This window comes from Kitasatospora sp. NPDC085895 (assembly GCF_040702125.1).
GTDB classification, from domain to species: Bacteria; Actinomycetota; Actinomycetes; order Streptomycetales; family Streptomycetaceae; genus Kitasatospora; species Kitasatospora arboriphila.
In genome coordinates this window covers 1-19,100 of the sequence record NZ_JBFBJY010000110.1, presented here as the reverse complement: position 1 = coordinate 19,100, position 19,100 = coordinate 1, and the positions used below count along the sequence as shown (strand labels likewise).

The following is a 19,100-nucleotide window of genomic DNA, read 5'->3' as shown; positions in this document are numbered from 1 at the left end:
CGCAAGGACATCATCCGGAATCGCCACAACAGCCCATCTACCATGCCCCGCAGCGATATTGGGCCGAACCTGGCAGTAGTTTCCTTACGGCTCCTCACCAGCGCGTCGCCCCCGCGAAATACCGGGCCGCCTGACGCAGGATGTCCCGCTCCTCCTCCAGCTCCCGGATCCTTTTGCGCGCGGCCGCCAACTCGGCCTGGACCGCGTCGCCGACCGACGCCGCTGGGGCCGTTCCCGACGCCGAGTGCGAGCCGGGACGCCGCCCGTCCGCGGCCCGGATCCAGTTCCGCAGCGTCTCGGTGTTCACCCCGAGATCCTCGGCGACCGACTTGATCGTCGCGCCCGGACGCGACCGGTACAGCGCGACCGCGTCCGCCTTGAACTGCGGCGGGTAGTGCTTCATCACCATCTGTGCAGGACTCCTGTCCACCCGGACCATCAAGATCCAAGTGTCTCTGGTGTCCAGCATCCGGGGTCAGGGCCCGATGGCCGCCGGGGGCCGGTGCGGCCGGTGGCGGTGACGACCGTACTGGTCTGCGGGGCGTGGCTGCCGGGCCGGCCGGGGAGAACGATCGCGTGGTCCAGCCGGTGCGGCTGTCCCCGGCACACGGTCCGAGCAGCCGAAAGGGCCGGCGCGCCCGGTGCCGCCGGGATGTGTGGCGGGGGCGAAGAACCGGATCCGGGTGGGGGAGAGCTCGGCGTGCATTCCGGGCAGGTCAGCGGTACGTGCGGACGCGTCCGGTGGACGGCGCTCCAGGCCCAGCCGCGCCCGGGTCGTCTGCGTCCAGTCGGCCCGGCTCGGCGTGCACCGCGGTGAAGGCCATACCCTCCGCCTTTCGGGCAGCCCGGACGGCCGGGGCGCCCCAGCCCTCCCGTGCCTTGCCCCCAGTTCCTTCCTCCTGCCTGCGCCCGGCCCGCCCCACCGAACACGGTGCCGTACATCACTGTGCGTTCAGCCATCCGCAGTTGCCGGCCGACGGTCTGGAGCGGGGCGAAGTTCCATCGGCTGCCGGTGATCGAGCAGGGCGAAGAGTCGAGAAGGGTGTGCGGGTCCGCCAGAGGGGCCGTCAATCCCCGTCCAGGGGCGGGGGGCGGTGTCTGCTCCACAGCCCTGCCGCAGGTCGGACTGCGGGTGTTACTGCTCATGAGGTGGAGGCCGATGAAGGCGCGAGCGTGCAACCGAACGTCCGGTCGGCGGTGCTGTAGCGTTGGGTAGGCTTGTCATGTACATTGCGTAGCGGTGATGGGCAAGACGAAGGCCGCCTCTGCCTCCGTGGGGGGAGTGCCGGGCGGCCCTGGTCCCTCGCCTGGGCCCGGCTGCGTGTTCCGTGGGGGAGTGCCAGCCGGGTCCGACCTTTGACATACCCGTTCGAGCCCCGGGCTATTCCTGGCACCCGCTGCGTGCGGCACGGCCCCGACGCCCACGTCGTTGCGAGGGGCGGCCGTGGGATGCGGATCCAGCTCGAGTGCTGCGGCCGGCAGTGGACACTGGATGCGGCCCTCGGCGGTACCGGCCTGGTGGCGGCCGCGGCAGATCGGATGGCATCCGGTCGGTAGGTCCCGCATCGGGTCCTACCGCTCCTCCTCCTCGCCGCGCATGTGACGCCACTGCTGGAGGATCGTCCGTGCACCGCGTGCCAGCTCGGCGTAGTGCGCCGGGCATTCCCACAGTTCGCGGGCCGAGAGTTCGACGGGTACCGGAGTCTCCGGGTGGTCCTGGGGGGCGTACAGATGCACTACCGCCTCGTACCGGGAGTCCGTGTGCGTTGTCGCGGACCAGGGGTGATGGGGGTGCTCGCACGAGGCGTCCGGGTCGATGGTGTCCAGGGCCGCGGCCAGGTCGCGGACGTAGGAGGGGGGCAGGCCGTCGTAGGTCTGGGCGATGCCCATCCACAGGGACAGGAACAGGCCGATCCGTTCCTCGTCGCGCACCTGCCCGGCCAGCCAACGGCGGGAGGACCACAGCGCGACGGGGCCGGTGTTGTCCTCCCAGGAACGCCGGATCGCCTTCTGCAGGGCGACGATGTCGATCCCGCCGTCGCCGTGGAGGAACTGCGCGTCGAGATGGGAGACGTCCACGTTGCCGAAGAGTTCCTCGTGGGCCTCGCGCATGCGGGCGGCGGCCCCGTCGGCGAGGCCGGCGAGGAACGCCTCGCAGTCGAACGCCGCCAACTCCTCGCCCTCCAGCCCGTACTCCTCGGCGAACACGGCACGGCCGGCCTCGGACAGCATGCTCACTCCGGCCTCGACGCCGTACTCGTCGTCCACGTCCGTGGGGTGGGCTCCGGCCGGGCAAGTGCAGGACGCCGGGTCGAGCGTGGCCCGCAATCCTTCCAGGGCTCGCGTGTACGACGCGAAGAGGGACTTGCTGAAGATGCGTGCGGCGACGTACCAGCACGTGGTGGAGAGCAGGATCGTGTACCCGGTCCGCTCCCGGCGCCCCTGCGGGGTGCCGATGCGGTCGAGCGCGTCCGCCGTGTCGTCGGCGAGCAGTCCGAGGGTCGCCGACGGGCTCCCGTAGGGGTAGTCGCTGACGATCCCGCAGAGGTCGGAGATCAGTTCTTTGTGGTCGTCGGGCAGGGCGGGGATCACTTCAGTCACGTCGGTAGGTGACGACGCAGCGGGCCGACCGGTTCCCGCGGCGCGGGTCAGGGCCTCACCGTGGACGCGTCCTGCCTGGGGAAGTGGGCCGAGCAGGCCCCTGGACGCTCGCACGGGATACGGCATACGTGACCCGCGATCTCGACACCGCCCCTGCCCCTGCCACATCGGCTGTCGCCGCGGCTCCGTCGGTCCGCCGTAGGGCTGGCGCCGCATCGCCGCCGCTGATCGCCGGACCCGGCCTGGTCGCCGCGAACGCCGGCAACGACGTGGCCGGCATCGCACCTACGCCTCGGCTGACTCCCAGTTCACCTACGGCACACTGTTCTTCATGGCGCTGGTCACCGTCGCCCTGGCGATGGTGCAGGAGATGGCGGTCCGGCTCGGCGCCCCACACCGGCAAAGGCCCGGGCGCGCTGATCCCCGAACAGTTCAGCCTCCGCCTCGCGGCGCTCGCGGTGTTCTGCCTCGGGTTGGCAAACACCGGACTGGTCGTCAGCGAGTTCGCCGGCATCGGCGCCGCCTTCGAGCTCCTCGGCGTGCCGAAGTGGGCGGTCGTCCCGCCCGCCACCGTGCTGCTGTGGTCACTGATGCTGTTCGGCTCCTACAAGTGGGCCGAGTAGATCTTCCTGATCATGTCGCTGGCCTTCTTCGCCTACCCCGTCGCGATGGTCCTCGGCCACCCCGACCGGGGCGGGTCGGCGAGCACCTGGTCGTCCCGCACATCGAACCGAGCAAGGACTTCATCCTGCTGGCCGTCGCCCTGATCGGTATCACCGCCAGCCCGTACATGTAGCTCTACGCTGCCGCTGGCGTGGTCGACCGCGGCGCCAAGCCCGCCGACCACAGGCTGATCCGGGCCGACGCCGTCCTCGGCGCGGTGTTCGCCTGCGCGATCAGTCTCACCGTCGTCATTGCCACCGCCTCCGCGATCGGCGGCAGCGGGCCGCTGGAGTCCGCGGCGCAGGCTGTTGAGGCACTCGGGCCGGTCGCCGGGTACGGCGCCGAGCTGCTGTTCGCGTTCGGTCTGATCGGCGCCTCCGCCCTCGCCGGCGCCGTCGTCCCCCTCTCGGCCGGCTCGGCCTCGCCTGAGCCCCGGCCGCCGCCATCTGGGGAGCCCGACCCCCTGAAAGACGACCGTGCGGCGCTTCGCTCCGCTGCCGGCCGCCCTGAATGTGCGGCTGGTGCGGACGGTCGCGTTCGCCACGGTGAGCGTGGCGCCGCCCTCGGGTGCGCACGGTGCCGCCGGAGGTCGGGCCGGGCCGGGCCGATGCTGGCCGGCTGGCTGTGGCTGACACTGGTCGCGGCTGCGGCGGCCGGGAGTCGGCGTTCGATGCCGATGATCGCCGCCGCATTGGCGATGTCGCAGGTCGGTCCGCACGTGCTCTTCCAGGTCCGCCACGCCGCGGCCGTGCCTCGGCCGCTACCGGCCTTGCGGTTGCGCATTCGGGACACAACATCCGCCGAGCTCGGCAGCGCCGCCGGCACAACGTCCCGGAGGCCCTGCCCCCGGGGCAGCCGGCAGCCGACCGGCCTCGCCCGCAGCCTTGGACGACCGGCGTCCTTGAGGTCTTCGCCCCGCTCGCTGCTCGCCCCTCCGGCAGACGGTGAGGCAAAGCCCAGTCCAGCGGTCGTCGGCAGTGGACACCGGTCAACGGGGGCCAACGGCTGCCGCGCCGTCCGGGCGCGAAGGCAGCCCGCCGGCCCGCAGCGCGCTTTCGAGGTCGCTCAGCGACGAGCCACGTCCCCTGCCGCGGCCGTCACGTGCAAGGTGCGGGCGAATCCGCTCTCAAATCGTTGCGAAATGGGTGCGGGGGGCGGTCGCCTGTCCGGTGGTGTCGGGTGAGAGGCGGTGTGCGCCGATTTTCTGGAGGCTGTTCATGGTGGAGCCCGTACTGACACCGGAAGAGGTCGCGCTGGTGAGGGAGTACGTGGAGATCCCTCCGGGGCTTGCGGCGGACCGGGTCGATCTGCTCCGTGCGCGCCTTGCAAAGGCTGTGGGCGGCTGGTTCCGGAACGTGGGGCCAGGCCTGTACGAGATCGTGACCGACTCTCCGCGTCCTGGGCGGCAGATGGCGGCGGGGGAGTAGGCACTGACGCACCAGCCGTTCGGCACGGCGCCCGGACTCGAACGGCCTGATCGTCGCCGAGACCTCGGGTCGCCCCACCCGGTGCCGGCCGAGGACTTCTCCGCAGTGCTCGCCCGGCTGCCGCTGACCCCGGGGAGGGACGAGCAGGCCCGGCTTCATCCGTCCACCGCCGGTGAGCGGTCCGTATTCCGCTCACCGAGGCCACCCGGGGATCGGCGCGCGGCCCGGGCCGGCACGGCACCCACGGGAGACGGCGACGTCGCGCTTGCCCGCCATGAGCGGGCGGAGCGACCGCCGCGCCGGACGGCCGGGGCCCGGTGACCGGCCCCCGTGGACCAGTCGACCGGTCACCGGACGCCGCGTCTGTGCACCCCCACCGACGTTGCACGCGCCTTCAGGGCCCCGCGGCCCCCACCGGGGGCGAGGCGGGGCAGCGGTCGAGATGTCCGAAGCCGTGGATCCGGCCGAGCGCGCGCGTTGCGCCGCGGGCGAACCGCCAGTGAGACGGAGGGAGTTCGGCGTTCTGATCGGCCCGGAGGGTGGCGCGTTCTCGGTGGCCGGGTCGAGGTCGGTCCGGGCGGTCGGTGCGGGTGCCGTTGAGGGGGACAGGCTCGTGGGGGCCTCGCCGCGTGGCCGGGCGGCCCCCTCCGCAGCGGCGAGCAGATCGTTTCGAGTGCGCACTCCGGCCCAGTCGGAAACGGTCTCGATCACCGGCACAGCCATCGGGCGGCGACGGTGCAGTTTTCGGGTCGCCGTGCGCCTGGCCGCCGGGTTCGGGACCTCGTGCCCGTCCCGGTCGGGCACGCCCCGGAACGCCTTCTTCTCGTCCGCACCCCCCCCGGGCCGCGGCCCCGCCGGCCCGCTGCGAACGCGGGACTCGCGCACGGACGGAACGGCGGCCCCGGGTTCCTGGCAGATCGCTGCCAGGTGTCGCCGGCGCCGGCACCCCACCCCGATCGCGGTGTTCGACCGGCGCGTCGAAGCAGCTGCCCGATCGTCGTGCGGCGCGCTGGTGCAGGAGGCGCCGTTGCCGGTGCCGGCTGCTGTGGCCACCGTGATCCGGACGGTGCCGGTTCCGGGAGGGGCGACGGCCGTGACGGCGCCGTCGAAGCCGACGGTGAAGCCGAGGGCGGGTGTGCTGCCGAACAGGACCGCCGTGGTTTCGGTCAGTCCCGCGCCGAGCCGCAGCACGGAGGCGCCCCTGGTCGTGGGCCCCTGCGAAGGGACGACGGCGCGGAGAACCGGCGACGACATGGGTCCTCTTTCTCGAGATCCGCAGGGCCGGACAAGGCCGATTTCGGCCAAGTCGGCGAGTTATTCCTCGCGGCAGAATAGGTGTTGCGCTCGGCAATGGGTCGCTTGCCGATGAATGCGGCATTGGGTTCTTTTCGGGGCGCACCTCCTCTTCGGCGCTACGGCCCGGGAACTCCGTGACGATTAGGGGGCTTGCTCGTGGCCGTTTTTGGTGAGCGCTGACCAAAGGTCCGGCCGGGCGACCTTCGAAATCCGCAGTGCGATTCCCGAATGTGGTCCACTCCCGAGCGGAGAACGTGCGCGAACATCGCCCAGAGTGCTGCCTTGACCTGGTGTTTTGTTGCTCATAATGGACATTCGATGCGAGCATGATGCAGTATTCATATTTGCTCCACCCGCAGCTTTCGGGTGCCTGGTGCGAATCATGGGAGGTCGGCTTCCTGTTTCTCGTGGCCTGTGGGGACCGGAACGTGTGCGCCCCCTGGTGTGCCTCGTGCGCCGTTTGTTTTTCTGGGTTAACTCTCTTGAGGTCGGGTATTTGGAGCGTGTGCGATCAGCACTTGGTCCGACTCTTCTGCGTGGAATCCAGATCGTTTCCGATCGGTGAGGTGAGTGCCACGTCCAGCCGCCTGATGGTCCTCCTCAGAGGAGGACCGAGTGACATTCCTGAGATCCACGAAGTAGAGACCGACGTCATCGAGGACCGGTTGAAGATCCCTCGCGGGAACGGCTACGAGCACTTCGAGTTCACGAGGCGCTTCCAGGACGTCGGGGACGTGCTGATCCCCGTCTACCGGTGGTCGTACCGGACCGCCGTGGCCGAGTAGCACGACTCGTCACCGCCTCCCCGGCACCCGACACCGATGCCGGGCCCCCGGGACCACCCGTGGCCACCGGCGCAGCCCCTCCCTCAACATCCCTCCCCACAACCCGAGGTGAGCAGTGATCAGTGACCTTCCTGCACGCGTACGAAGCTTCAGCCCCGCGCCCCTGGGACGTGCCTCGTGAGCCGGCCCTCCCCCGGGCGCTCCCGAGGCACGGACACCGTCGTCACCGGCATGGGGTTCTGCCTGCCGGGCGAAGAGCAACCGCTGTTCACCGTGGGCGAGGTCTGGGACGTGGCCTCCCACGGCCGCTCGTGCCTGAAGCACCACGGCGTCTACTACGGTTCCGTCGAACTGCCGGAGACGGCCTTCGCGGAACGCCTGCCCGACGTGCCGGGCATCTTCTCCCGGCACTACACCAACGCCCACCGCTACGGACTGGTCTCCCTCGTCGAAGCCTGTGCCGACGCCCAGTTGAGCATCCGAAACGGCGACCTCACCGACGCTGCGGTCCTGGTCGGCCGTGGGGGCATCGACGCCAACATCGCCAGCTACCTCGAAGTCCTGCACGCCGACGCGCGCACCACCACCCCCCACCAGGCGATGGAGCTGTTCGTCAGGGCCCAGCAGGGACTCACCCCCTCCGACGTGGCACTGGTCCAGGGGGCGCTGCTGCGCACGACCGGGCCCTGCTTCACCGTTTCGTGCGGCTGCGCCTCGTCCGCCGTCCAGATCGGCAACGCCCGTCGCATGATCGCCGCCGGCGACATCGACCTCGCCGTCATCACCGGCGTCGACGTCTTCGGCGTGGACGTGATCCAGAACGTCCAGCGCCTGCTGCACGGAGCCCAAGGCGCATACGAGTCCATCCGCGTCGACGGCATGCCCGAGCTCCTCCCGTCCTTCGACCGGGTCATGAGGCCCTACGACCGGCGGGCCGACTGCGTGAACCACGGGGAGGGATCGGCGACCCTGGTACTGGAGAGCCGTGACCGCGCCGAGCGTCGCGGAGCCTACATCTACGGGCAGGTCCTGTCGCACGGCATGACCCGGGACGGCCTGTCCAACCCCCTGGCAAGCGACGAGAGCGGCGCCTCCCTGGTCACCGCCGTCCGCAAGTGCCTCGGCGACCGGTGGGACATCGGTCAGGTGCCCTACATCCACGGCGGCAGCGACGGTGACGTCGTCGTGACCGCCTTCGAGACGAACGCGGTCCAGCAGCTGTACGGCGACGGCGTGGAAGACCTCCTGATGACCTCCCAGGAAGCCTGCTTCGGCCACAACGGCGCCCCGGCGGGGGCTCTGGGCGTCGCCCTGACCCTCCTGATGCTGGAGCAGGGCGAGGTGTGCCCCACCGCCAACTGCGAGGAGCCTGCCGACAACATCCGCTTCGATCCCGTCCCCGGCGTCCACACCCGGCGCCTGGAGTTCGACTACGCGCTGACCTGTAACTACCAGATCGGTGGGGTCAAGAGCGCCATCCTGCTGGGCAGCCCGGACGCCGACTGACCGCGGCCGCCGCCACCCGCGCCGCCGCACGGCGAGCGCTCCCCGTCCGTTCGTGCAAGCGCAAGGAGACCCTGTGATGGGCCACGCGGAGAACCCGAGAGTTGCCGACACGCACATTGCCGTCATCGGCATGGGATGCCGCCTTCCCCTCGACACCGACTCGCCCGCCGCCCTGTGGCGGTTGCTCGAAGCCGGCCGCGACGCCGTCGGCGAACCGCCGGTCACCCGCGCCGGACAGATTCCCGCCGTTCCGGTCGGCAGCGCCGGGCAGATGCCGCGATGGGGAGGTTACCTCCGCGACGTCGCCGGCTTCGACGCCGACTTCTTCGGGGTCTCGGGCAAGGAGGCCGATGTTCTGGACCCCCAGCACCGGCTGCTCCTGGAGGTGACGTGGGAAGCCCTCGAACACGCCGGCCTCCCTCCGGAGCGACTGGCGGGAACGTCCACGGGACTGTTCTCGGGCCTGAGCTACACCGACTACATGGAGTCCCTCGCCGGCCAGCCCCGGGAACTCGAGGGAGCGATCCTCACCAACGGGCACTGTGTCGCCCCCGGGCGCATCTCCTACCTGCTGGGCCTGCAGGGCCCCTGCGTCGCACTGGACACCGCGTGCTCGTCCTCGCTCGTGGCGGTCCACCTGGCCTGCCAGGCCCTGCGCAACGACGAGTGCGATCTCGCGCTGGCCGGCGGCGTCACCCTGATGCTCGGCGCAAGAACGACCATGTCCTTCGCCCGCATGGGGATGCTCTCGCCCACCGGCCGGTGCCGCACGTTCGACGCCGCCGCGGACGGCTTCGTGCGCGGCGAGGGATGCGGCGTGGTCGTTCTCAAACGCTTGGAGGACGCGCTCCGTGACCACGACCGCATCCTGGCCCTGATCCGCGGTTCGGCCGTCAACCAGGACGGCCGCTCCGACGTCCTGGCCGCGCCCTCCGCCGAGGCCCAGCAGGTCCTGTACCGTCAGGCCCTCGCCCGAGCCGGAACCGACCCGCGCGAAGTGGGCCTGGTGGAGACGCACGGCACCGGCACGCCCGTCGGAGACCCCGTCGAGTTCTCCAGCCTGGCCGCGGTCTACGGTGTGGGACAGGGGCGCTGCGCCTTGGGTTCGGTGAAGACGAACGTGGGCCACCTGGAGCCGGCGGCCGGAGTCATCGGCCTGATCAAGGCGGTGCTCTGCCTCCAGCGCGGGCTCGTCCCGCCCAATCTCCACTTCACCCGCTGGAACCGGGCCATCGACGCCGGGGGCACCCGCCTGTTCGTTCCCACCGACCTGGCCGCCTGGCCCATCCTCACGGCGTCGCGGCTGGCCGCCGTCTCGTCCTTCGGCTTCTCCGGGACCAACGCCCACGTGATCCTCGAACAGGCCCCCACCCGCGGCCGCACCACCCTCCTTCCCGCCGCCACCAGCGCCGCCACCGCCGCCGCCACCACCGCCGCCGCCGGACCGGACCGCGTCCCCGCCGACGCCGCGCCGTCGCAGGAGCAGACCACGCCGCCTCACGTCCTCCTCGTGGCCGCCGGCTCCCGGGACGCCCTGCCCGCCGCCGCGGCACGCCTGGCGGGCTGGCTGGAGACCGAGGGAGCCGCCGCGCCGCTGCACGACGTCGCCCACACCCTCGCCCTGCGCCGCTCCCCGGGGCACGGTCGGCTCGGAGTCGTGGGCGGCTCCCACGGCGAGCTGACCCATGCCCTGCGTTCCTTCGAAGCGGGACGAGCCCATCCCGGCGTCGTGCGCGGCCACGTGGGCGCTGGCGTGAGCCGTGGCGCCGTCTGGGTGTTCTCCGGCCAGGGCTCGCAGTGGCCGGGCATGGGACACGGCCTGCTCGGCAAGGATCCTGCGTTCACCGAGGCACTGGCCGAAGCCGATGCGCTGATCACCGCGGAAACCGGATTCTCCGTCCTGCGAGCCGTTCACGACCGCGAACACATCAGCGGCTGCGGCCGCGTGCAGCCCGCGCTGTTCGCCCTGCAGGTCGCCCTCGCCGCCACCTGGCGCGACCACGGGGTGGAGCCGGCCGCCGTCATAGGCCATTCCATGGGCGAGATCGCGGCCGCCGTCACCGCCGGAGCACTCACCCTGGCGGACGGCGTGCGGGTCATCTGCCGACGATCCGCTCTCCTCACCCGCATCGCCGGAGCCGGCGCCATGGCGAGCGTCGGCCTCGACAGGGCGACCGTCGAGACCGAACTCGCCGCTGTCGGCGCCGACAAGGTCTCGGTGGCCGTCGTCTCCGCACCCAGCTCGACCGTCGTCGCCGGCACCGTCGCCGCCGTCCGGGACCTCACCGCCGCCTGGCGGGCCCGCGGAGTCGTCACACACATGATCGACGTCGACGTCGCCTCGCACTGCCCCCAGGTCGACCCGCTGCTCGCCGACCTCGCGACCGCCCTCGCAGATCTGACTCCGGGCCAACCGGCCGTCCCCTTCTACACCACCGTCCTCGACGACCCCCGCGCGACACCCCTCTTCGATGCCGCCTACTGGTGCGCCAACCTGCGCCGGCCCGTGCGCTTCCACGCCGCCGCGGCGGCCGCTGCCGCCGACCGCCACCAGGTGTACCTGGAGGTCTCGCCGCAACCCGTCGTCACCCACTCGCTCGCCGGAAGCCTGACCGGACTGGTTCACGAGCCCGTGATCCTGCCGACACTGCGCAAGAGGGAAGACGAGCGCAGCACCTTCCGCACCCAGCTCGCCGCCCTGCACTGCGCGGGTGTGAGCGTCGACTGGTCCCGGGTCTACGCCGACGGCCACCTCACCGACGTGCCCGCACTCACCTTCGACCGCCGACCCCACTGGACCGACACCGCCCCGCCGCGAGCAGTCCTCCGGTCCACCGAACGCACACCCGCCACCCTGCCGGGAACGCACACGGAGGTGCCCGGCGACCGACCGCGCCACACCTGGCACGCCGACACCGGTACCGACGTCCTGCCCTGGATGTCCGACCACCGCGTCCACGGCCGGCCGGTCCTGCCCGGCGCCGCCTACTGCGCCCTGGCCCTGACCGCCGCCGAGGTCCTACCCGGTGCTCCACACGGTGTCGAAGCGACCGACATCCACTTCCGCGAGATGCTGCACCTCGACGCGCACACGCCCCTCGGAACGGTCGTCACCCAGAGCGGCACGGACCGCGCCGACTGCGCGATCTTCGGTCGCGGCCACGACGGCGCATGGGTGCGGCAGGCGACTGCCGACCTACGCCGGATCGACCCGTCCCCCCGCAAACCGGCGTTGTCCGTGGACGCCCTGTCCACCGGCCATGACGTCGTGCTCGATCCGGGCGCGCTCTACGAGAGCCTGCGCGCACGGGGCCTGGAACACGGCCCGGCTTTCAGCGGCATCACCGAACTTCGCAGTTCCGCGCAGGGCGACAGCTTTTGGGCCCGCGTGACACTGCCGGCCCCGGCACGGAGCGCGCCCCACGGCCTACGGATCCACCCGGTCCTCCTGGACCTGTGCGCTCAGCTCGTCGTCGCCGGCCTGGTCCACGAATCCGGCCACGGCCTGGTGCTGCCCGTCCATGTGCAGGCCGTGCGGATCCTCGCGGATCCTGAGAAGGCCTACTACGCGCACGCCTGGCTCACCCACACCGCGGCCGACAGCATCGTCGGAGACGTGCGGCTGTTGGACGAGGCGGGAAATCCGCTCGTCGAGATCGACGCACTGCGCTTCCTGCGCCACGGCCGGGAGTCCGACGAAACCGTCGACCGGTGGTTCCTCGAAACGCGATGGCAGCCCGAGCCGCACCGCGAGCGTCCCGAACCCGCCGAGCCGGGGTCCTGGCTCGTCATCGGCGAAGCGGACGGCTCCGCCCGCACCCTGGCGGATGCCCTCCACCGCGCCGGGGCAAGCGCCGACGCCCTCGACCTTCCCGTCGACACCGCCACCCTCTCGCAGCTCAAGCAGGCCATCACCAGGCACTGGGACGCATCGCCCACACCGCGGGCCGTGGTCGTCCTGTCCACACCCTCCGCGCCCGAGGACGACGCCGGAGCGACCGCACTGTGCCGCACCCGCCGTCTGCTCGCCGCCGCCCAGAGCGCGATCGCGCGCAGCGCGCCCACACGCCTGTTCGCCGTCACCCGAGCCGCCTACGATCTGCAGCCCGGCCGGCCCGTCGACCCGGCCCAGAGCAGCGTGCGCGGACTCGTGCGGGTGCTCACCCACGAACACCCGGAGCTGCGAGCGACCCTCATCGACGCCGACATCGCCGACGACGGCCTGCACCGGCTTGCGGCCGAACTCCTCACCGACCCTCCCGAGGACGAGATCGTCCTGCGCGGCGACACCCGCCACATCGCCCGGCTGGCCTACACCCCCTTGTCCGAGACCGAACGCGCCACCGCCCTCACCCGCACCGTGCGCTACGGCACCGACCGTTTCCAGCTGCACGCGGAGCGGCTCGGCGACCTCGACGCCCTGCGCCTGACCGCCACGGCTCGGCGCGCCCCCGGCCCCGGTGAGGTCGAACTGCGCCTCCACGCCGCAGGCATGAACTTCCGCGACGTGCTCACCGCCATGGGCATGCTGGCGACCGACGACGAAGCGGGCTACCGCATCGGTTTCGAGGCCACCGGCGTGATCACCGCCGTCGGTCCGGGTGTCAGGCATCTGTGCGCCGGCGACAGCGTTCTCGTCGTCGACGTGCGGGGCGGCCTCTTCACCACCTTCACCACCGTGCCCGCGACCAGCGTCGCGCCCATCCCGGCGGGCCTGACCGCCGAGACGGCCGCAGGGCTGCCCATCGCCTACCTCACCGCCTGGTACGCACTGCGGCACGTGGCCAGGCTCACCAGCGGTGAGCGTGTCCTGATCCACAGTGCCACCGGCGGGACGGGACTGGCCGCGATCGCGGTCGCGCAGCGCCTGGGCGCCGAGGTGTTCGCCACCGCAGGCAGCGAGGACAAGCGGCGGCACCTGCGCGCCATGGGCATCCGGCACATCATGGACTCCCGCTCCCTGGACTTCGCCGAGCAGACCCGCGCCGCCACCGGGGGAGAGGGGGTTGACGTGGTCCTCAACTCCCTTTCCGGGCCCGCCATCAGGGCCGGACTGGAAACGCTGCGGCCCTTCGGCAGATTCGTCGAACTGGGCGTCCGCGACATCCTCGCCGACACCCCGCTGGGTCTTGGACTCCTGCGGCACAACATCACGATGAGCACGGTCGACCTCGTCGAGCTCCAGCACACCCGCGCGGACATGTTCGCCGAGGTGATGCGCGAGGTCCTGGCAGAATTCGCCCGGGGCACCCTCGCCCCGCTGCCCTGCCGGACCCGTCCGCTCGCGCGGGCCGCCGACGCCTTCCGCCTCATGGCCGGCGCGGGCCACATCGGCAAGCTGGTCCTGACGATACCCGGCGACGGCACCACCACCGCCGTCCTGCGTGAAGCGCCCTCACCGGTACGACCGGACGGGACCTACCTCATCACCGGAGGCCTGCGCGGTGTCGGCCTCGCCACAGCGCGCTGGCTGGCAGAGCACGGCGCCGCCCACCTCGTCCTCAACGGACGCACACCGCCCTCGGCCGACACCGAACGGGTCCTCGCCGGGCTGCGCGAACTGGGAACCCGCGTCAGCGTCGTGCTGGGTGACATCGCCCGGCCGGGCGTCGCCGAGAAGCTGGTGACCGAAGCCACCGCCGACGGCGGGACGCTGAGCGGCGTCCTCCACGCCGCGATGGTCCTCGACGATGCCGCCGTGTCCAACATCACCGACGACCAGCTCGAACGCGTCTGGCACCCCAAGACCACCGGGGCCTGGCGGCTGCACCAGGCCACCGCGTCGCTGCCGCTGGACTGGTTCGTCCTGTACTCCTCCATGGCCTCCCTTTTCGGCAATCCGGGCCAGGGCGCCTACTCGGCCGCAAACGCGTGGCTCGACGCCTTCGCCGGGTGGCGCACCGCCCGCGGCCTGCCCACACTGGCCGTCAACTGGGGGCCCTGGGGCGAAACCGGGGTCGCCACCGGCTTCGCGACCCGCGGCTACCGGACGATCCCCACCGCCGACGGACTCAACGCCCTCGCGGCGCTCCTGACCCACGGCCGCGTACGCACGGGCGTCGTCCCCGGCCCGCCGGACACCTGGATTCCCCCGGCCGGCCGGAAGTCCTCGCTGTTCGCACTCATCACGCCCGAGGCGCCCGACATCCCCGCGCAGAAGGCCGCCCAGCACGCCGTGCGCGACATCCGGGGCGAGCTGGAGGCCGCGGAAGCGGGCCTTGCCCGGCGCAGGGTGCTCGAGGACTTCCTGGCCGAACACATCCGCACCGTCCTCCGGCTGGGGGCCAGCACCCTGGATCCGCAGACCCCGTTGCAGGCACTCGGGTTCGATTCCCTGCTGCGCATCGAATTGCGCACCCGCCTGGAGGACGCGTTCGGCGTCGGACTCGCGGGCGACTTCGTCTCGGCCCATCCCACCCTGGCGGCTCTCGCCGACGGCCTCGCACAGCACATCGGTGTCGGCCTGGCCTGCGACGCCTCCCCTGCTCCACCCGACGCCGCCGCATCCCCCGCCGTGGACCTCATCGGGCCCCGCCGCGCGCAGTCGGCCGGATCCTCGGGCGCCACGCCCGCCGGCACCAGGCCGCCGAGGACGAACCCATGAACCCGCTTCAGGCTGCGAGCGCGCCGGACCACCGACACCGCGAAGGACGTAGTCCCGGCTCCGCCGGGGAGCGAAGCCAGGGGACGGACATGACCTCCACACAGCCGCCGGGCACCTACGAGCGGGTACAGAACCGCCGCATCTCGATGTTCGTGTTCCCGGAGCCCGAGCAGGTGCGGCCCGCACGCCGTGCCGTGAAGGCAATCCTCGGTCACTGGGACATGGCCCATCTCGCCGAGGACGCCGAACTCGTGACCACCGAGCTTCTGACGAACGCGATCCGGCACACCGACAGCGAGCACCCCATCAGGGTGACGATCGCGCTCGACCAGCGGTGGCTGTCGATCGGTGTGCGGGACCGCTCCAACAGCGCTCCCCGCGTGCACCGGGCGGTCACCTGCGAAGAAGGCGGGCGCGGTCTGCTGCTGGTCGAGAGTGTCGCCGGATCCTGGGCCTGCCGTTTCCATCGCGACGGAACCAAGACCATCTCCTGCCGACTGAGGTTGTGAGACGGGGGCGTCCCCGTCCCCGCTTGCCCCGCCTGTCCGCCACCGGCTCTGCACAGGGCCGGTGGCCCCCTGCAGAGCGGGCGGGGCGGGTGTCGGTGACGAACGGACACCGGTCTCTGCTGCGCGATCGCTCCGCCGGCGATCCTCACGCCTCTGCGGTTCGTGCGCGCGGCCATGTGAATCAACCAAAGAGCTCCACCTCACATCCCGAATGGGGCGACTGCGGTCTCCGAATTGCCACTGGCATATGTGTCGGAAGCCTGTCGTGCAGTCGCCGTTCACCAAAGGCCGTGTGCAGTGGCGAAATTCGACAGTCAGGGGGTTCGGGTGCTCAGCCCGGAGGATTACAAGGAGATCCGAGCCCTGCGTCGCCAGGGATGGTCCGTCTCGGCGATCGCCCGGCGCCTGGGCCGGGACCGCAAGACGGTCAGGGCCTATGTGAGAGGGGAGCGGACCGCAGGAGTCCGGGCGGTGCGCCCCAGTGAGTTCTTTCGGTTCGTCCCGTACTGCCGGCAGCGGCTCGACGAGGACCCGCACCTGCAGGCAAACGCACTCCACCGCGAGATCGTCGAGTTGGGCTACACCGGTGCCTACTCGACGTTCACCCGCGCCCTGCGCACACATCTGACGCGCCCGGCCTGCGGATGCTGTCGTCCCGGGACGGACCGCCCCGTCTGCGGCACCGTCGAGGACGTGCAGTTCGATTGGGTGCAGCTCCCGGCCCCGCCGGTCGAGTGGGACTGCGGGGCCCGGGCGTACGTGCTCGTGGGATCGCTCACTCGGTCCGGCCGCTGGCGTGCGGGCCTGGCCGCCGCCGACGACCTTCCCCACTACGTCGAAGCCGTGGACCAGGTGCTGCGGCGGCTGGGTGGCACCGGGGCGCGCTGGCTGTTCGACCGGACCCCACCTGTCTGCTCACCGGCCGGCAAGGTGGCCGCCACCTTCCACGAGATCGCGACCTATTACGGCGCCTCGATCGCGATCCGTCCGCAGACGGGACCGTCCGTCCCCGCCGCCCGTGCCCGCCGCGCCGTCGTCCTTCACTGGTGGGACACCGCAGCTGACGATGTCGGCATGCAGGAGGCCCAGGACAGCCTCGATCGTCTCGCCGAGCGCTCGGACAGCTGGCGCCGGCGGGCGGAGGGGGACGTCCGGCTCCTGCTGCCGCTGCCCTCGAAGCCGTTTCCTGCCCGCGTCCGCGTTCAGCGCACGGTCGGTCCGCACGGGAGCGTCTCGTTCGAGGGGAACCACTACATGCTTCCCGCATGCCTCGCCGGCAGCGAGGTCGGGATCCGCCGGAGGCTGGACGAACCGTACCTGTCCGTCACGACCCCCCACGGGGCGGTCATCGCCTGCTTTCCGAGGGCGCCGCGAGGAGCGGGCCGCACGATCGCCGTGCGCAGCGGCCGCATCACCCTGGAACGACCCGTACGGCTCGCCGGCGGGGAGACGCAGAGCTGCACGGCAGGCGGATCTGCCCGCCCGCTGTCCCGGGCGGCCCCGGCCGAGGCCCGGGCGCTGTCCGGGTGCGAAGACGGGCATCCTGCCGGGCCGGCCGCTCGCGACGAGGAGCAGGAGGGGGATCCGCCACTCCCACGCGAAGCCGGCTCCGGTACCTCGCTTCCGCGGCAATCGAAGTGGACCACCGAGGGCCACCGAGCGCCCCGACGCCGTCTTCCGCCGGGGGCCGGCCCGGATCGCGAGGCGCATGAGGAGTGAGGAACTGCTTGCGGCCTGCTGTCGGGGCGCTGAACCTCCGAGCCGGGCGGAGCGCCGCTCCGGCAGCGTGCTCGTCGCATCCGTCCGCGCCCCGGCGGAGTTTCCCCGCCGGGCCGTGAGGAGTCGGCCCCCGCATGGAGCCGGTCGATCCGCTTCGCACTGACGAGCACTGAATGTCCAGGCCTCACAGGGCGTGGCTCACGCGATGACCGACCACCTGCACCAAGCGGTCAACGACACACCAGGCTGAGATCAGCGGACCGTCGAGATCGAGGAACAGCAGGGGAGCGGCACAGAGATGGTCACGTCCAAACGGTGGACGAGATCTTGAGCCGCCAACGGTGCGGGGCGCCGGGGATAGGCTGGCCCGCATGTTCATTCTCGAACTCACCTACACTGCGACCCTCGACCGCATCGACGCGCTGCTCGCCGAGCACGTGGACTGGCTCCGAGGGCACTACGCCGCAGGGGTGTTCGTCGCCTCCGGGCGCAAGGTGCCGCGGGACGGCGGCGTGATCGTCGCGGTGGGCGACAGCCGGGAGCGGATCGAGGAGATCGTCGAGGGCGACCCGTTCGTGCTGGCCGGCGTCGCCGAGTACCGCGTCACGGAGTTCCTCGCCACCACCACCGCGCCGGCCCTGGAGACCTACCGCCAGCAGCTCCCTGCGTAGGGGCGGGTGATGGCGGCCCGCTGCCTGCGGGTGGCGGGCCGGAGCAACACCGGAGTCGGGCGGGCCGGTGACACGCACACGATTCCCTCTCGCGCGCAGCCCGCACTCGGCGTGGGAAGCTTCGGTCAGCACGTCGCCCCGGAGGAGGATGTCGCGCTCGCTCTGGCGACCATCGAGAAGTACCCCGCCAGCCAGGGGGCCCGGTGGGGGGCCGCGCCGCAGGCCCCGGACCCGGAAGCCACGACGGAGGACTCAGCCGAGGGCATCGCGAAGCACGAGCGATGGGCGGCGGAGTAGCGGGACCGGCTTGCCCACGTCCGGGCCAGCGAACGCATCACCGACGACGAAGTCGCCCAGGTGCACCGGGGGAGGGATGAAGGCCGTCCACTTCCCCGGCCTCTGCCCCCGGCACATCCGTCCGCCGACTGGCCCGCGCAGGCTCGAAGCTGTCCGACGTGGGCTGGCCGATCTCGGCTGCGACCTGTCCCGGGCCGGCGCAGCGAACGGATGACGACGCTGGGTGTTCTCCGTGGAGTTGGCGCTGGTTTCGTCGGCCTGTGGCCACGGACCACGCGCGTCGACGCAAAGAGCCTGCTCGCCGCTGTCGCCGACCTGCTCGGCTGCCCTGACCGGGCCTGGCCGGTTTTCCGGAGGGCGGGTCAGGCGTCCAGGGAGTAGCAGTGGTCCTCGGTTGTCTGCCGCCACCACCACTCGTCGTCGTGCTCCGCAGCTGCCTCCGGGTCGATGCGGGCCAGCGACGTACGGACGTGGGCGAGGAAGGCGTAGTGCTCACCGAATTCGTCGCCACGGGTCGCACGGCCCACCGACAGGCGGAGCGCCCAGTCGCTCATCGCCAGGCAGGCGGCGAGGGCGGTGAGCGAGGAGTTGACCGTGTCACCGTACGAGTCGACGACCCGGCCGGTGGGGATCTCGACCCAGAGGGCCGGCTCGCCGTGGACCTCGGCGATCACCAGGAGGCCGTCCGTGACGGTGAGTTCCTTCATCGCCCGGTCGGTGTCCAGCCAGCCCAGCGCCGAGACCCGGGGCAGCCCGAGCGTCCCCAGCACCCGAACCGGTTCCGCGTCGCCGGTCGCCTCGGCGAGGTGCCCGGGGTCGGCGAGGACCAGGCCGCGGTAGTACGGCTGCACGTCCTCGGGCGTGAGCCGCCCACCGTCCCACCAGACGTCCCGGGGCAGCAGGTTGGGCGCGGTCTCCCGGCGGTACGCACTAGATGAATGATGCGAAGGGTTAGTGGTCATAGGCGGTCAGCGAGCGCATGACGGGCTGGCCGGTGCGGTCGTTGTGCCAGATTGCACAGG

Annotated in this window: 13 protein-coding genes; 9 read left to right on the top strand and 4 right to left on the bottom strand. The window is 71.7% G+C overall.

Going from position 1 to position 19,100, the window contains the following annotated elements:
• Positions 1-94: 94 nt before the first annotated feature.
• A complete protein-coding gene (locus tag AB0442_RS37830; protein ID WP_366168073.1) occupies positions 95-409 on the bottom strand; it encodes a transposase in 315 nt (104 codons plus the stop codon).
• A 1,163-nt stretch (positions 410-1,572) separates the two neighbouring features.
• Positions 1,573-2,601 (bottom strand): hypothetical protein, encoded by a 1,029-nt coding sequence (locus AB0442_RS37825; protein ID WP_366168072.1) that lies wholly within the window; start codon positions 2,599-2,601, stop codon positions 1,573-1,575.
• A gap of 8 nt (positions 2,602-2,609) precedes the next feature.
• Between AB0442_RS37825 and AB0442_RS37820 the strand changes: the two genes are divergently transcribed.
• The 3 genes from AB0442_RS37820 (at position 2,610) to AB0442_RS37810 (ending at position 4,691) form a co-directional block, all read left to right on the top strand.
• A complete protein-coding gene (locus AB0442_RS37820; RefSeq protein WP_366168071.1) occupies positions 2,610-3,224 on the top strand; it encodes a divalent metal cation transporter in 615 nt (204 codons plus the stop codon).
• Between the two features lie 191 nt (positions 3,225-3,415).
• Positions 3,416-4,447, top strand: a complete 1,032-nt coding sequence (locus tag AB0442_RS37815) for a divalent metal cation transporter (RefSeq protein WP_366168070.1) — start codon at positions 3,416-3,418, stop codon at positions 4,445-4,447.
• Between the two features lie 34 nt (positions 4,448-4,481).
• Complete coding sequence (locus tag AB0442_RS37810) at positions 4,482-4,691, top strand: hypothetical protein (protein ID WP_366168069.1); 210 nt, start codon at positions 4,482-4,484, stop codon at positions 4,689-4,691.
• A 192-nt stretch (positions 4,692-4,883) separates the two neighbouring features.
• On the opposite strand, the gene AB0442_RS37805 is transcribed toward AB0442_RS37810, so the two are convergent.
• Positions 4,884-5,945, bottom strand: coding sequence for an IPT/TIG domain-containing protein (locus AB0442_RS37805; protein WP_366168068.1), 1,062 nt, complete (start codon positions 5,943-5,945; stop codon positions 4,884-4,886).
• Positions 5,946-6,553: 608 nt separating this feature from the next.
• Here AB0442_RS37805 and AB0442_RS37800 point away from each other — a divergent pair.
• The 6 genes from AB0442_RS37800 to AB0442_RS37775 all read left to right on the top strand — a co-directional run bounded on the left by AB0442_RS37800 (position 6,554) and on the right by AB0442_RS37775 (position 17,781).
• Complete coding sequence (locus AB0442_RS37800) at positions 6,554-6,772, top strand: DUF5988 family protein (RefSeq protein WP_263108343.1); 219 nt, start codon at positions 6,554-6,556, stop codon at positions 6,770-6,772.
• Positions 6,773-7,003: 231 nt separating this feature from the next.
• Entirely contained in the window at positions 7,004-8,278 is a 1,275-nt protein-coding gene (locus tag AB0442_RS37795; RefSeq protein ID WP_366168074.1) for a beta-ketoacyl synthase N-terminal-like domain-containing protein, read from the top strand.
• Positions 8,279-8,354: 76 nt separating this feature from the next.
• Positions 8,355-14,882 (top strand): type I polyketide synthase, encoded by a 6,528-nt coding sequence (locus AB0442_RS37790; protein WP_366168067.1) that lies wholly within the window; start codon positions 8,355-8,357, stop codon positions 14,880-14,882.
• Positions 14,883-14,971: 89 nt separating this feature from the next.
• A complete protein-coding gene (locus AB0442_RS37785) occupies positions 14,972-15,391 on the top strand; it encodes an ATP-binding protein (protein WP_366168066.1) in 420 nt (139 codons plus the stop codon).
• A 297-nt stretch (positions 15,392-15,688) separates the two neighbouring features.
• Positions 15,689-17,110, top strand: coding sequence for a helix-turn-helix domain-containing protein (locus AB0442_RS37780; protein WP_366168065.1), 1,422 nt, complete (start codon positions 15,689-15,691; stop codon positions 17,108-17,110).
• Between the two features lie 371 nt (positions 17,111-17,481).
• Positions 17,482-17,781, top strand: a complete 300-nt coding sequence (locus tag AB0442_RS37775; RefSeq protein WP_366168064.1) for a YciI family protein — start codon at positions 17,482-17,484, stop codon at positions 17,779-17,781.
• A 659-nt stretch (positions 17,782-18,440) separates the two neighbouring features.
• Here AB0442_RS37775 and AB0442_RS37770 read toward each other — a convergent pair.
• A complete protein-coding gene (locus tag AB0442_RS37770) occupies positions 18,441-19,040 on the bottom strand; it encodes an SUKH-4 family immunity protein (RefSeq protein ID WP_366168063.1) in 600 nt (199 codons plus the stop codon).
• Positions 19,041-19,100 lie beyond the last annotated feature (60 nt).